This window comes from Mycobacterium sp. 1245111.1, from assembly GCF_001673405.1.
Taxonomy (GTDB): domain Bacteria; phylum Actinomycetota; class Actinomycetes; order Mycobacteriales; family Mycobacteriaceae; genus Mycobacterium.
The window spans coordinates 1-13,941 of sequence record NZ_LZLV01000007.1 but is presented as its reverse complement, the minus strand read 5'-3'; the positions used below and the strand labels follow the sequence as shown (position 1 = coordinate 13,941).

Sequence of the window (13,941 nt, the reverse complement as noted above, 5' to 3'; positions counted from 1 at the left end):
TGCACCTGCCCTGCCTACCGTAGCTCCGAGTTATACCCGAGGTAGAAATGCCCAAGTCCAAAGTCCGCAAGAAGACCGATTTCACCGCCAGTGCGGTGAGCCGCACCCCGGTCAAGGTCAAGGCCGGCCCGTCCAGCGCGTGGTTCGTGGTGCTGTTTTGCGGCTTGATGCTGTTCGGGTTGATCTGGCTGATGGTGTTCCAGCTGGCCGCCACCGGTCCTGACGCGCCCTCGGTGCTCAGTTGGATGGCGAACCTGGGGCCGTGGAACTATGCCGTCGCGTTTGCTTTCATGATCAGTGGCTTGTTGCTCACGATGCGGTGGCGGTAGGGCCGAGCCTGATCTTGATCCTCCCGTCCCGGACCGGCGCGGTTGCTGAGCCAGCAACGTCCGGGAGTCTGGATCACACGTGTGTGATTCATCCCCATTGTGTATAGCGCTTGTGGATAACCGCATCGGTAGTGGTAGGCACCCCTAGGAGGGGCATGCAGCAAACGCAGTGGGCGCCATCTGCGCCGGGAACCGCAGCTTGTGGGCTCGCCGGAATTGTGATGGCTACCACATGTGTGACCGTCGTCACAGATGCGCCGGGCCGACTTTTGCTAGCCGTTTCCGCGGTCGGACTGATCTTGTTTGCGGGCGGCACATGGCGCGCGCGACCCAAGCTGGCAATCACCGACGACGGCCTGCAGATCGGCGGCTGGATCCGGCCGCAGCACCTGCGCCGGCCCGACATCAAGATCATTCGGATTACCGAGTTCCGTCGGATCGGGCGCAAGACGAGGCTGCTGGAGATCGACGCCAACGATGGCCGGCTGTTCGTATTCTCGCGCTGGGATCTGAACACCGACCCGCTCGAGGTGCTCGACGCGTTGACCGCTCGCGGTTACGCCGGTTCTTGACCGCTGCGAAACAGACACCAGGGTCGTGAATCGACGGAAATCGCAGCCCTGGCTACTGTTTCGCGGCCAGCGATGGGTTAGGAGATGGTGATCGACTCGATGACGACCGGCTCCGTCGGACGGTCGCCGGGGCCGGTGGCCGTGGTGGCGATGGCGTCGACCACCTGCTGGGAGTCCGCTTCGACGACCTCACCGAAGATGGTGTGCTTGCGGTTCAGGTGCGGCGTCTTGCCGACGGTGATGAAGAACTGTGAGCCGTTGGTTCCCGGGCCCGCATTCGCCATCGCCAACAGGTAGGGCTTGTCGAATTGCAACTCGGGGTGGAACTCGTCGGCGAACTTGTAGCCCGGGCCGCCGCGGCCGGTGCCCGTGGGGTCGCCGCCCTGGATCATGAAGCCGCTGATCACTCGGTGGAACACCGCGCCGTCGTAGAACGGGCCGGAGCTCCCGCCGGACGCGTTCTCGGTCGAGTACTCCTTGGTGCCCTGGGCCAGGCCGACGAAGTTAGCGACGGTCTTGGGGGCGTGGTTTCCGAACAACGCGATCTTGATGTCGCCGCGGTTGGTGTGCAGTGTGGCAGTGGCAGTCTGAATCGGGCTGGTAGTCACGGGATCACAGTCTGCCATCACCATCCGCGCCGCTGGACATCCGGTGCCGGTAGCCTCTGACGTATTCCCGGGGGGTCATGCGAAAGGGCGAGAGATGCGCGCTAAGAACCACATCCAGCTGACCCCACGGGAGCGGCTGAGCCGCGGTCTGCAGTACAGCGCGGTCGGGCCAGTCGACGTCACCCGCGGCTTGGTGGGCCTCGGCGCCCACTCCGCTCAGGCCGGCGCGACCAGCCTGAGGCGCCGCTACCAGGAGGGCCGGCTGGCCCGCGACATCCAGCACGCCCAGGAGGCGTTGGTTCACGAGCTGGCGGCTGCCCAGGAAGTCGTCACCGGCTTGCCCGAAGCGCTCGCGCAGGCCCGCCGCGCACAGCGGCGTAAGCCGCGACCGTGGGTGCTCGCCGGAGCCGCCGTGGTGGTGCTTGCGGCCGGCGGTGTGGCGTTCTCGATCGTCCGCCGCTCGCAGCAGCGCGAGCCGTCGCCGCTGCCGCCCAGCGTCGACGTCGACCACCGCCCCTGACGTTGGGCTGGCATCGCTACCGGGGCAGGGCGCTTGCGGGCGCCGCGCTGACCGGCGAGGCGCGCGACACCGAACTCGAGGCCTTCATCCGGCTGGACCGCTCGGATCTGTGCGACGTGCGGCTGGAGAGCGCGACGGAGACCGCGGACTTCGAGGCGTCCCGGCGGTGGTATGACGTCACCTACTTGGCTGACGACGGTTGTGGAGCCTAGGAGATTCGAACTCCTGACATCTGCCTTGCAAAGGCAGCGCTCTACCAACTGAGCTAAGGCCCCTCGGACCGGCCATCGATCTGGTCGGCGGCCACATGCCAGACCTCGACGCCTTGTTGAGACCGGATGACAACCGCCAGCATCGCGATCGCTGCCAGCGGCAACACCAGTTTCACGAAACGTCTTGGCGAACACATGGTTGTGGGCCTAGGAGGACTCGAACCTCCGACCTCTTCGTTATCAGCGAAGCGCTCTAACCGCCTGAGCTATAGGCCCGCACGCGCACACGGACGAGCGACGAGATTACCGCACCCGAGCGTCTGCGCCCAAAACGCTAGTCGCGGTCGGCCAGCGTCACCTCGACGCCCCCGATCAAGTCGGTGGTCAAGTTGTAGATGAACGCGCCGATGGTTGCCGCAGCGGTGAGCAGAACGATGTTCACCAGACCGATCAACACCGCGCCGCCGAAGATCGTTCCGCTGGACACCAACTCGGCGCTGCCGCTGGTGTTGTTCAGCAGATCGCCGACATTGCTGTTGAGCTTGCTCCACACGCCCATGCCGCCGAGCACCAAGTACAAGAACGCGACGGCGATCATCCAGACGAAGAACAACGCCACAGACAGCACCAACGACACCTTCAGGGTGCTCCACGGATCGACCCGACGGATCTGCATGCTGGCGCGTAGTGGGCCCGGCGTCCGCGGCGACACCTGGATGCGGCCTTCCGACCGGACCGGCGCGGTCATGCTGTCGTCCGGGCGGTCGGCCGACTTCCGTTGTCCGCCACGGGGAATCGGGCCGGACAGGTCGGGCAGTTCACTGGCGTAAGCATCGGTCTCCCGGCTCTCGTTCGGCGGGGGAGCCGGCGCCGGCTCGGCCTCGGGTGGTGGCGGCTTGGCCGCGCCCGGCGCGGCGGTACCGGAGATGAACCGGCTCAGCCGTGCCTCGGCGTTGGGTGCCGCCGCGCCCCGGCCCGCCGGACGTTGCTGCGGCGACGGCCGGGGCGGGGGACGCTTGCGCGGCGTCGCGGCCGTGTTCGCACCGGTGCCGTTCGGGCTATCGCCCGGTCCGGGACGGCCCGGCTCGTTCGGTGACGTCACCACAGCTCCTAACTGTGCACCCAGCCGCCAGAGCGGCCGGCGATCGCTTACGCCTCGGTGTCGGCGCCCGACTCGTCGTCGGCCTCGGCCTCTTCGGCGTTGCGCGCGATGGCTAACAGTGTGTCGCCCTCGCCCAAGTTCATCAACCGAACGCCCTTGGTCTGACGCCCGGCCTTGCGGACCTGCTTGGCCTTCGTCCGGATCACGCCGCCGCCGGAGGTGATCGCGAACACCTCGCTGTCGTCGTCGACGATCAGCGCTCCCACGAGCTTGCCACGGCGGGGGTCGTACTGGATCGTCAGAATGCCCTTACCGCCGCGGCCCTGCGCGGTGTACTCCTCGATCGCCGTCCGCTTCGAATACCCCCCTGACGTTGCGACCAGCAAGTACGTACCCTCGCGGACCACGTTCAGCGACAGCAGGTAGTCGTCGGCGTTGAATCGCATGCCCTGCACACCCGAGGTGGCCCGGCCCATCGGCCGCAGCGCCTCGTCGGTCGCCGAGAACCGGATGGACTGCCCATTGGCCGAGACCAGCAGCAGGTCCTCTTCGGCCGAGCACAGCACGGCCCCGACCAGCTCGTCGCCGTCGCGCAGGTTAACCGCGACGATCCCGCCGGATCGGTTGGAGTCGAAGTCGGTCAGCTTGGTCTTCTTGACCAATCCCTTGCGGGTGGCCAGAACCAAGTAGGGCGCGTCCTCGTAGCTCTTGATCTGGATGACCTGAGCGATCCGCTCCTCGGGCTGGAAGGCGAGCAGGTTGGCGACGTGCTGGCCGCGCGCGGTGCGCGATGCTTCCGGCAGGTCGTAGGCCTTGGCCCGATAAACCCGGCCCTGGGTGGTGAAGAACAGGATCCAGTCGTGCGTCGAGCACACAAAGAAGTGCCGCACGATGTCGTCCTGCTTCAGCCCGGCGCCCTGAACACCCTTGCCGCCGCGCTTCTGGCTGCGGTACAGGTCGGTCTTGGTGCGCTTGGCGTAGCCGGTTTCGGTGATCGTGACGACGACGTCCTCGCGGGCGATCAGGTCCTCGTCGGCGACGTCACCGTCGGCGGCGATGATCCGGGTGCGACGGTCGTCGCCATGCTTGTCGGCGATCTCCTTGAGCTCGTCGCGGACGATGGCCCGCTGCCGCTCCGGCTTGGCCAGGATGTCTTCGAGGTCGGCGATCTCGGCCTCGATCTTGGCCAGGTCGTCGATGATGCGTTGCCGCTCCAGGGCGGCCAGCCGGCGCAGCTGCATGTCCAGGATGGCCTGGGCCTGGATTTCGTCGATGTCCAGCAGGTCGATCAGGCCGGCCCGGGCGACGTCGACGGTCTCCGACGCCCGGATCAACGCGATCACTTCGTCAAGCGCGTCAAGGGCTTTCACCAAGCCGCGCAAGATGTGCGCGCGTTCGTTGGCCTTGCGCAACCGGTACGTGGTGCGGCGGATGATCACGTCGAGTTGGTGCTCGACGTAGTGGCGGATCATCTGGTCGAGGCGCAGCGTGCGCGGCACCCCGTCGACGATCGACAGCATGTTGGCGCCGAAGCTGGTCTGCAGCTGGGTGTGCTTGTACAGGTTGTTCAGCACCACCTTGGCCACCGCGTCGCGTTTGATTTCCACGACGATGCGCAGGCCGACCCGGTCACTGGACTGGTCTTCGATGTTGGAGATGCCGGCCAACTTGCCGTCGCGAACCTGCTCGGCGATCGAGGTGATGAAGTTGTCGTGGTTGACCTGATACGGCAGCTCGGTGATCACCAGGCCGGTGCGGCCACGCGAATCTTCTTCTACCTCAACGACTCCGCGCATCCGGATCGATCCGCGGCCGGTGGTGTAGGCGTCATGGATGCCCTGCGAGCCGACGATCAGTCCGTGGGTCGGGAAGTCTGGCCCCTTGACCCGCTCGCAGACCGCGGCGAGGGTGGCCTCCTCGTCGGCCTCGTGGTTCTCCAGGCACCAGTAGACGGCTTCGGCCAACTCGCGCAGGTTGTGCGGTGGGATGTTGGTCGCCATGCCGACCGCGATACCGCCCGAACCGTTGGCCAGCAGGTTCGGGAACCGGCTCGGCAGCACGGTCGGCTCTTGCACCCGGCCGTCGTAGTTGGGGATGAAGTCGACTGTCTCCTCGTCGATTTCGCGCAGCATCTCCATCGCGAGCGGGGTGAGCCGCGCTTCGGTATATCTCATCGCCGCCGGCGGGTCGTTACCCGGCGAGCCGAAGTTGCCCTGCCCGTCCACCAACGGGTAGCGCAGCGACCACGGCTGCGCCATCCGGACCAGGGTGTCGTAGATCGACGAGTCGCCGTGCGGGTGGTAGTTACCCATCGTCTCGGCGACGGAGCGGGCCGACTTCGCGTGGCCACGATCCGGGCGGAAGCCCGAGTCGAACATCGCGTAGAGCACCCGGCGGTGCACCGGCTTGAGGCCGTCGCGCACCTCGGGGAGCGCGCGGCCGACGATAACGCTCATCGCGTAGTCGATGTAGCTGCGCTGCATCTCCTGCTGGATGTCGACCGGTTCGATGCGATCGGCGGCATCGCCGCCGGGCGGCAGCGTGGTGTCTGTCATCTATTCCTCATCGGTGAGATTTCAGTGGGGGAGACGTGTACGGGCGCCGTACATCGCTAAACGTCTAAGAAGCGAACGTCTTTGGCGTTGCGGGTGATGAAGCTGCGGCGGGCGTCGACGTCCTCACCCATCAGGATCGAGAACAACTCGTCGGCCGCGGCGGCGTCGTCGAGGGTGATCTGGCGCAACACCCGGACCGAGGGATCCATCGTGGTTTCCCACAGCTCCTTGGCGTCCATCTCGCCGAGACCCTTGTAGCGCTGGATGCCGTCCTCGGCGTTGATTTTCTTCCCCGCCTTCCTGCCTTCGGCCAGCAGGCCGTCGCGCTCGCGGTCCGAGTAGGCGAACTCGGGGTCGCTGCGCTGCCACTTGAGCTTGTACAGCGGTGGCTGCGCGAGGAACACGTGGCCGTTTTCGATCAGCGGCCGCATGAAGCGGAACAACAGCGTCAGCAGCAGCGTCGATATGTGCTGGCCGTCGACGTCGGCGTCGGCCATCAGCACGATCTTGTGATACCGCAGCTTGGAGATGTCGAACTCGTCGTGGATACCGGTGCCCAGTGCGGTGATGATCGCTTGGACTTCAGTGTTTTTCAGGACCCGGTCGATGCGGGCCTTCTCGACGTTGATGATCTTGCCGCGCAACGGCAGGATCGCCTGGAACATCGAGTCGCGACCGCTCTTGGCCGAGCCGCCGGCCGAATCACCCTCCACCACATACAGTTCGGATTTCCGCGGGTCGGTGGAACGACAGTCTGCCAGTTTGCCGGGTAGTCCACCCAAATCGGTTGCGCTCTTGCGGCGCACCAACTCTCGCGCCTTGCGTGCCGCGATCCGGGCCTGCGCCGACGACACCGCCTTGTTGACGACGGTCTTGGCGTCCGAGGGGTTGGCGTCGAACCAGTGCTGCAGTTCCTCGTTGCAGATCTTCTGCACGAACGACTTGACTTCGGTGTTGCCCAGTTTCGTCTTGGTCTGGCCCTCGAACTGCGGCTCACCCACCTTGACCGAGATCACCGCGGCCAGGCCCTCTCGGATGTCGTCGCCGGTGAGGTTGGGGTCCTTGTCTTTCAACAGCTTCTTGTCTTTGGCGTAGCGGTTGACCACTGTGGTGAGCGCGCTGCGGAAACCCTCTTCGTGGGTGCCGCCCTCGTGGGTGTTGATCGTGTTGGCGAAGGTGTGCACCGACTCCGAGTAGCCGCCGTTCCACTGCATCGCGATCTCGACCTCGTGCCCGGGACCCTTCCCGGAGAAGTCGACGATGCTGGAATGGATCGGGTTCTTGGTGCGGTTGATGTGCTTGACGAAGTCCACGAGCCCGCCGGGGTAGTGGAAGGTGCGGTGCTTGACCTTATGCGGCGCAACGGATTCCGCGGACTTCTCTTCCGCGGACTTCGGGGCCTCGGCGGTATCGCTGACGACCTCGTCGACCACCTCTTCTTTGGTCACCCGCTCGTCGGACAGGGTGATGGTCAGGCCCTTGTTGAGGAAGGCCATCTCCTGCAGCCGTCGGGCGACGGTCTCGAAGTCGTAGTTCGTGGTCTCGAAGATGTTCGGGTCGGCCCAGAACCGGATCGTGGTACCGGTCTCCTTGGTCTTGTCACCCTTCTTCAGCGTGCCGGGCACAGAGTTGTCGTAGGTCTGAAACCACTCGAACCCGTCGGTACGGATATCGGCCTCGAGCCTGCTCGACAGCGCATTCACCACCGAGACACCGACGCCGTGCAGTCCGCCGGACACCTGATAGGCGCCCTCTTCGAACTTGCCGCCGGCGTGCAGGACCGTCATCACGACGTCGACGGTCGGAATGCCGGTCGCGTGCATGGCGACCGGGATGCCTCGGCCGTCGTCGGTGACCTCGACTCCGCCGTCTTCCAGAATCCGAACGTCGACCTTGGTGGCAAATCCCGCCATGGCCTCGTCGACCGCGTTGTCGACCACCTCCCAGACAAGGTGGTGCAGCCCTCGCTCGCCGGTCGAGCCGATATACATACCCGGGCGTTTCCGGACGGCCTCCAGCCCCTCGAGGACCTTGATCGAATCGGCACCGTACTGTTCTTTGGCAGCCACTAGCGGAACGCTCTCCTTGGGGTTCGCGAGCGCGCGATTCTCCGATCGCGCGCGGATCACAGTCAGTCTACCGTCAAGTGCCTTCCGGACCGATTCTGCGAGGGCGTTTCTACACAGCTATCTGCGCCGTGTGCGGAATTTTTCGATCTGTCCTGCGTCCTGACGCTTGACGCGCGACTTTTTCGCATTGTGACGGCCCTGAGCGGAATGGCCCGCCGCGGTCATCCGTAGGTGTCGCGCGGCCCCCGCCCGGCGATATGCAGCGGGCCCTTACGCCACGACGGCGCCGTCGGACCGGTGATCCGCAAGCTGGACACCACCCCGTCGCCGACCTCCGCGGCGATCTTGGCCAGCACCTGAGCCTGGATGAGCCGCAATTGGGTGGCCCAGGCCGTCGATTCGGCCGTCACGGAAAGCACGCCGTCGCGCAATCCGGTCGGTGCCGCGTGCTCGGCGATCTGCGCGCCGACCACTTTCGACCACTGCCCGAATACCGCGCCCTCCGCCACCCGCGACGACCAGCCTTGCTTTTTCGCGACATCGCGGGTGGCGCTGGCCAGCGGCTGGGGATCGCGGGTGTCGGGACCCGGGCCGGACCAGCGCCGACGGCTGGTGCCGGCCACCCGGCGGGTCGGCGGAAGGCGTCGGCCACGGCCCACATCCTTGCCTTGGGTCCGCGCCGCGCCGCGGGCTTCTTCCAGGACCCGTCGCACCAGATCCATCCCTTTTATCTCGCCGAGGTGCTCGGGCGGTCGCGGGTCGGATTCGGGTGTTTCGTCGTCGGGGTCCACTGCCTTACTCCTGTTCAGCCGCGACTACCGCCGACACCGGGCCCGTGTCGTCGTCCCTCAGCGTGATGTCGATCCGGTCGGCCAACCATTCGCGCGGAATATCGTCGACAACCGCCGCCGTCACCAACACCTGTTCCGCCGACGCGGCGGCCGCGGCGAGCGCGGCGCGGCGGGCGGTGTCGAGCTCGGCGAAGACGTCGTCGAGTAGCAGCACCGGATCGCTGCCCTCGGCGCGTAACAATTCATAGGCGGCCAAGCGCAGGGCAAGGGCCATCGACCACGATTCCCCATGGCTGGCAAAGCCTTTCGCAGGTTGCTCGCCGAGCCGTAGCTCTAGGTCGTCGCGGTGTGGGCCCACCAGGCACACGCCGCGTTCCAGTTCCGCGTCGCGGCGCGCGGCCATTTTCTCCAGTAGCGCCTCCCGCAGAATGTCGACATCGGGGCGGTCGGGCTCGATGTCGATGCCGGCGTGATACGCGATCGACGCGGGTCGCGACGCCGGTGCCAGCAGCTGATAACTCTTCTGCACCTCCGGGGCCAGCTCGTTCACCAAAGTCATTCGGGCGGCCATCAATTCAGCACCGTGGGTGGCCAGATGGCCGTCCCACACATCGAGGGTCTCCAGCGCGCCGCGGTCGCCGCGGAATCGCGCGCCGGACGCGGACTTCAGCAGCGCGGTCCGCTGCCTCAGCACTTTGTCGTAGTCGGCTCTGATCCCCGCCACCCGTGGGCGCCGCACGGCGGCCAAATCGTCCAGGTATCGCCGGCGGTCGCCGGGGTCGCCGCGAACCAACGTCAGGTCCTCGGGCGCGAACAACACCGCCCGCAGCACGCCCACGATTTCACGTGGGCTGCGCACCGGGGAGCGATTCAACCGCGCCTTGTTGGCCCGGCCGGCGGTGATCTCCAGGTCCACCGCGCATTCCCGGCCTTCGTTCACCACGATGGTCGACACCACCGCCCGCTGCGCACCGACACGTACCAGTGGCGCGTCGGTAGCGACTCGGTGCGATCCGAGCGTGGACGAATACCACAGGGCCTCAACAAGATTCGTCTTGCCGAAGCCGTTTGACCCGACAAATACCGTCCGGCCAGGTGTCAATTCGAGTTCGACGTTCGCCCAGGACCGAAAGTCACGTAAGCCGAGATGGCGCACGTACACCTGACGACTACCCAGGCAGGCGAACCGGCATCAGCAAGTAGACGTAATCCGTCTGCAGCGCCGGGAAGGGTCCGCCGTCGGTGGGTGGCGCGTCGTCGCCGGCCGGCCGCAGTACCGCGGGACGGCTGGGTGTGGTGAACCCGAACGACACCCGGTCGGAATGCAGTGAGCTCAGTCCATCGGTCAGATACGTCGGATTGAACGCGATGGTCAGCGGTTCGCCGGCGAATTCCACCGGGACATCCTCTTCGGCGCGACCGACATCATCGGCTCCGGCCGACAACCGAAGCGTGTCGTCGGAGAATTCCATCCGGACCTGGGCGCCGCGGTCGGCGACCAGCGCCACACGCTTGATCGCCTCGCTCAAATCCGCGACCCCTACGGTGGCGACTGCCGTGTGTTCGCTGGGCAGCAACTGCCGAAACTTCGGGAACTCCGCGTCGAGCAGCCGGGTGGTGCTGCGCTTGCCATTTCCGCTGATGCCGAGCAGTCCGTCCTTGCCGACCGACGCACCCGCGCCCAGTGACAAATGCACCTCGGCGCCGTCGCTTCCGCTCTTGGCGGCCTCGGACAACGTCTTGGCCGGCACCAACACCGCCGCCTCGACGTCAGGTGCCGCGGCCGACCAGGTGAGCTCACGAACCGCCAGCCGGAAGCGGTCGGTCGCGGCCAAAACCACTGACTGACCTGAGATTTCGACCCTGATCCCGGTCAGCATAGGCAGCGTGTCATCCCGGCCGGCGGCGATCGCCACCTGGCCGATTGCCTCGGCGAAGACATCGGCCGACAGCGCACCGGTCTCATCGGGCAATGTCGGCAGCGTCGGATAATCCTCGACGGCCATCGTCGGCAACGAGAACTTCGCACTTCCGCAGGCCAGCGAAACCCTGGTGCCCTCGACCTGCACGTCGACCGGCTTGTTCGGCAGTGCCCGGGTAATGTCCGAAAGCAGCCGTCCTGATACCAAAGCTGTTCCGGGAGAGGCTATTTCAGCCGCGAGACGAACCTCGGCGGACACCTCGTAGTCGAATCCCGAGATTGTCAAACCGTCGTCGGAGCCGGTCAGCAGCACGCCGGCCAGCACCGGCACCGTTGGCCGGGATGGCAGCGTTCGCGCCACCCACGCGACTGCGTCAGCGAAGTCATCCCGCACCAGGCGGAACTTCAAGTCGGTCAGGCCGACGGTGGTCGTCGCCACGTCCATTGCGTCCCTTCAATCACCTCGAACAACAGGGCTAGCTTCAGCAGTTCCATTCCTCGTGATTCCCGCCGACGGACGCCCGTGCCCGTAATCATTGCGACGGCCGAACCGGCTGTCGAACCACAACCGTAGAGCGTCGGACGCCATCTTGAAAGCTAATCGGAAGCAGTGCCTTCGAGGTCTTTCGGAGCTCCGATCCGGGGTGTGGAACGGCTCGTCCCCAACGGCCTTTTCTGAAGGACAAACTAGGTAGATAACTCAATAACAGTATTAAGGCCTGTGCAGATTGTGGACAGCATGGCGTCTGCGCTGCTGAGGATGCCAGCGGGGCTGTGTATGACACGAGGACGGATTGTGTGGTGCGTGTGCACCGGTTGGGGAGCGCTCGCGACTGTGGACGGAGCGGCTGCTTGTACGGCAGGTGTGAGCAGTTTACGCACAGGGGTATCCACAGTCCCGGGCTGTGACTGGTGGTACCGACGAGTCGGAAGTTTTTTGAAATTCCACGTGACGAAATGTCGGTAGCGGACGGCAAAAGCCGAAAACGGGTGTGATTACAGGCCACTCGACGCTGTGGCGCCGAGACGATCAGCGCTTGGAACGCTGACGTATCCGAGTCGTGAGCTCTTTGACGTGATCGAAGACTTCACGACGTTCGGCCATCTCGGACAGGATTTTCTTTTGCGCGTACATCACGGTGGTGTGGTCACGACCGAATGCCTGCCCGATCTTGGGCAGCGACAAGTCGGTCAGCTCCCGGCATAGGTACATGGCGATCTGCCGTGACTGTGCGAGGGCCCGGGTCTTGCCGGGGCCGCGTAGTTCCTCGACCGTGGTATCGAAGTACTCGGCGGTGGCGGCCATGATCGTCGCGGCACTGATCTGCATGGTGCTGGCATCGGCGATGAGATCGCGCAGCACGATCTCGGCGAGGGACTTGTCGATCGGCGCCTTGTTCAGCGACGCGAACGCCGTCACCCGGATCAGCGCGCCCTCGAGCTCGCGGATGTTGCGTTCGATGCTGCTGGCGATCAGCTCGAGAACATCGTCGGGGACATTGAGCCGCTCCATCTGCGCCTTCTTGCGCAAAATGGCGATACGAGTCTCCAACTCCGGTGGCTGGACGTCGGTGATCAGACCCCACTCGAATCGCGTTCGCAACCGATCTTCAAGTGTCGCAAGCTGTTTCGGCGGTCGGTCGGAGGAAATGACGATCTGCTTGTTGGCATTGTGCAGCGTATTGAAGGTGTGGAAGAACTCCTCCTGGATACCTTCCTTGCCTTCGATGAATTGGATGTCGTCGACCAGGAGCACGTCGACATCGCGGTAGCTGCGCTTGAAAGCCACTTTGCGGTCGTCACGCAGCGAGTTGATGAAGTCGTTGGTGAATTCCTCGGTGGAGACGTACTTGACGCGCATCCCCGGGAAAAGCCGCTGGGCGTAATTGCCGGCGGCGTGCAACAAGTGGGTCTTGCCCAGACCGGATTCGCCCCAGATGAAGAGGGGGTTGTAGGCCCGGGCCGGTGCTTCGGCGATCGCCAGCGCCGCCGCGTGCGCGAACCGGTTAGACGCACCGATGACGAAGCTGTCGAAGGTGTAGCGCCGATTCAGGCTCAAGCCCGCCGCGGCGTCGGCGGCCTGACTGTGCGGCCGCTCGGAGAAATACGACGGCCAGCTCTGATGTGCACTGGCGAGGGCCTCGCCGTCTTCGTCGATCTCATCAAGGTCGTCGAGTGCCTCGTCGAATGCGGCGTTGGTCCGGTCATCGGAGTCATCGGAGGCCAGGGGCGAGATACGGACGCCCAGCTCGATCTGCTGGCCGAGCCGTCGGCTCAGGGCCTCGGTGATCTGGGTGCGGAGGTGTCGTTCGATTTCGTTCTGCACGAAACTGCTCGGCACGGACAGTAGTGCGAAACCTTCGACGATCGTCAGTGGCTGCACCAGGTTGAGCCACGCTCGTTGCTGCGGTGTCAGCGGCGGGACGTACGGTTCGCCGTTGAGGGCGGTGCCGTCCGGCGGAAGCTCACCATTGAGTTCCGAGACGACCGCACTCCAGACCGTCGCGAAACTTGATCCGGGGTCCTCGGTCAACGACGGGTCCCCCTGAAATGACGTAATAGTTCTACTGATAGTTCCGACAACGAACTGTCCACACCGTTATCCACAGGTGTGGACAGGACAGCGACCGGCGAGCGGCCACTCACCCCTGATAGCCCGCGGGATCGGCGCTCGAGGCGGCCAGTAGAACTCAGCTGGCTAGGAGGCCGATCTGCCATCCTTGCTTCGTTGTCTAGCGCCGTTTCAGTGTGAAACAGCACCGACCGAAGCTAACAGTTTTCGTCGCTCCCGGCCAACCGTTCTGCAACATTTCGAACCGGTTGTGGAAGATTGCTCGCCGACCCGGTGGCGGGTGTGACGGCAGTTAAAGATCGGCACCGGGTCGGTGTGGGTTTCAGTGTGGTTTGACCGCGCGAACGCCGGTCAGTACCCTCATACAGTCGCCCGAAAGTAGGCGATACGGCTGCGATTCGGACACTGAGACCGCCAGCGCGCGCCGGCTACCAGCAAGACACAAAGCCTATCGAGGCGTCGTGGGTCCACGTATGACCCACCGGCACGGGGGACCGGGTCGGGCGCGATGCCAGATGCAGCAAGGAGAGAATCGTGGCAAAGGGCAAGCGGACCTTCCAGCCGAACAACCGGCGCCGTGCCCGCGTGCACGGTTTCCGGCTGCGCATGCGGACCCGTGCCGGCCGGGCCATCGTGTCGAGTCGGCGTAGCAAGGGCCGTCGCTCGCTGACTGCCTGATTCCTCGTTCCG

14 protein-coding genes and 2 tRNA genes are annotated in these 13,941 nt (G+C 65.1%); 5 read left to right on the top strand and 11 right to left on the bottom strand.

Annotation, left to right across the window (positions count from 1 at the left end):
• Positions 1-47: 47 nt before the first annotated feature.
• Both crgA and A5658_RS01740 read left to right on the top strand, forming a co-directional pair.
• Positions 48-329, top strand: coding sequence for a cell division protein CrgA (crgA, locus tag A5658_RS01745; protein WP_067330334.1), 282 nt, complete (start codon positions 48-50; stop codon positions 327-329).
• A gap of 155 nt (positions 330-484) precedes the next feature.
• Positions 485-901 (top strand): PH domain-containing protein, encoded by a 417-nt coding sequence (locus tag A5658_RS01740; RefSeq protein WP_067330331.1) that lies wholly within the window; start codon positions 485-487, stop codon positions 899-901.
• A 77-nt stretch (positions 902-978) separates the two neighbouring features.
• On the opposite strand, the gene A5658_RS01735 is transcribed toward A5658_RS01740, so the two are convergent.
• Positions 979-1,527 carry a peptidylprolyl isomerase gene (locus A5658_RS01735; RefSeq protein WP_067330384.1) on the bottom strand — a complete coding sequence of 183 codons (549 nt, stop codon included), beginning with the start codon at positions 1,525-1,527 and terminating at the stop codon, positions 979-981.
• 76 nt (positions 1,528-1,603) lie between these two features.
• Here A5658_RS01735 and cwsA point away from each other — a divergent pair, with 76 nt between their 5' ends.
• Together cwsA and A5658_RS01725 are read left to right on the top strand one after the other, a co-directional pair.
• Positions 1,604-2,029 (top strand): cell wall synthesis protein CwsA, encoded by a 426-nt coding sequence (cwsA, locus tag A5658_RS01730; protein ID WP_067330328.1) that lies wholly within the window; start codon positions 1,604-1,606, stop codon positions 2,027-2,029.
• A gap of 2 nt (positions 2,030-2,031) precedes the next feature.
• On the top strand, positions 2,032-2,241 hold the full coding sequence (locus A5658_RS01725; protein WP_067330324.1) for a hypothetical protein: 210 nt from the start codon (positions 2,032-2,034) through the stop codon (positions 2,239-2,241).
• Here A5658_RS01725 and A5658_RS01720 read toward each other — a convergent pair.
• From A5658_RS01720 to dnaA, 10 genes are all read right to left on the bottom strand, one after another.
• Positions 2,232-2,304, bottom strand: a tRNA-Ala gene (locus A5658_RS01720). The two genes, A5658_RS01725 and A5658_RS01720, sit on opposite strands and share 10 nt — an antisense overlap.
• Positions 2,295-2,417 (bottom strand): hypothetical protein, encoded by a 123-nt coding sequence (locus tag A5658_RS29050; protein ID WP_255361302.1) that lies wholly within the window; start codon positions 2,415-2,417, stop codon positions 2,295-2,297. The genes A5658_RS01720 and A5658_RS29050 overlap by 10 nt, the downstream gene beginning before the upstream one ends.
• A 26-nt stretch (positions 2,418-2,443) precedes the next feature.
• A tRNA-Ile gene (locus A5658_RS01715) sits at positions 2,444-2,517 on the bottom strand.
• A 58-nt stretch (positions 2,518-2,575) separates the two neighbouring features.
• Positions 2,576-3,343: a DUF3566 domain-containing protein gene (locus A5658_RS01710; RefSeq protein ID WP_067330381.1), complete on the bottom strand. Its 768-nt coding sequence runs from the start codon at positions 3,341-3,343 to the stop codon at positions 2,576-2,578.
• Between the two features lie 47 nt (positions 3,344-3,390).
• Entirely contained in the window at positions 3,391-5,898 is a 2,508-nt protein-coding gene (gene gyrA / locus A5658_RS01705; protein ID WP_067330320.1) for a DNA gyrase subunit A, read from the bottom strand.
• Between the two features lie 56 nt (positions 5,899-5,954).
• Positions 5,955-7,967: a DNA topoisomerase (ATP-hydrolyzing) subunit B gene (gene gyrB / locus A5658_RS01700; protein ID WP_067330378.1), complete on the bottom strand. Its 2,013-nt coding sequence runs from the start codon at positions 7,965-7,967 to the stop codon at positions 5,955-5,957.
• A 221-nt stretch (positions 7,968-8,188) separates the two neighbouring features.
• Complete coding sequence (locus tag A5658_RS01695) at positions 8,189-8,758, bottom strand: DUF721 family protein (RefSeq protein ID WP_067330316.1); 570 nt, start codon at positions 8,756-8,758, stop codon at positions 8,189-8,191.
• A 4-nt stretch (positions 8,759-8,762) separates the two neighbouring features.
• Positions 8,763-9,920 (bottom strand): DNA replication/repair protein RecF, encoded by a 1,158-nt coding sequence (gene recF / locus A5658_RS01690; RefSeq protein WP_067330313.1) that lies wholly within the window; start codon positions 9,918-9,920, stop codon positions 8,763-8,765.
• Positions 9,921-9,927: 7 nt separating this feature from the next.
• Positions 9,928-11,124 (bottom strand): DNA polymerase III subunit beta, encoded by a 1,197-nt coding sequence (gene dnaN / locus A5658_RS01685; protein ID WP_067330310.1) that lies wholly within the window; start codon positions 11,122-11,124, stop codon positions 9,928-9,930.
• Positions 11,125-11,709: 585 nt separating this feature from the next.
• Entirely contained in the window at positions 11,710-13,212 is a 1,503-nt protein-coding gene (gene dnaA / locus A5658_RS01680; RefSeq protein WP_067330307.1) for a chromosomal replication initiator protein DnaA, read from the bottom strand.
• A 573-nt stretch (positions 13,213-13,785) separates the two neighbouring features.
• On the opposite strand from dnaA, the gene rpmH reads away from it, so the two are divergent.
• Positions 13,786-13,929, top strand: coding sequence for a 50S ribosomal protein L34 (gene rpmH / locus A5658_RS27260; protein WP_070355130.1), 144 nt, complete (start codon positions 13,786-13,788; stop codon positions 13,927-13,929).
• The last annotated feature ends 12 nt before the right edge of the window (positions 13,930-13,941 follow it).

Coding starts and splice junctions, on each gene's coding strand:
- crgA (WP_067330334.1), top strand. CDS start 48: ATGCCCAAGTCCAAAGTCCGCAAGAAGACCGATTTCACCGCCAGTGCG.
- A5658_RS01740 (WP_067330331.1), top strand. CDS start 485: ATGCAGCAAACGCAGTGGGCGCCATCTGCGCCGGGAACCGCAGCTTGT.
- A5658_RS01735 (WP_067330384.1), bottom strand. CDS start 1,527: ATGGCAGACTGTGATCCCGTGACTACCAGCCCGATTCAGACTGCCACT.
- cwsA (WP_067330328.1), top strand. CDS start 1,604: ATGCGCGCTAAGAACCACATCCAGCTGACCCCACGGGAGCGGCTGAGC.
- gyrA (WP_067330320.1), bottom strand. CDS start 5,898: ATGACAGACACCACGCTGCCGCCCGGCGGCGATGCCGCCGATCGCATC.
- dnaN (WP_067330310.1), bottom strand. CDS start 11,124: ATGGACGTGGCGACGACCACCGTCGGCCTGACCGACTTGAAGTTCCGC.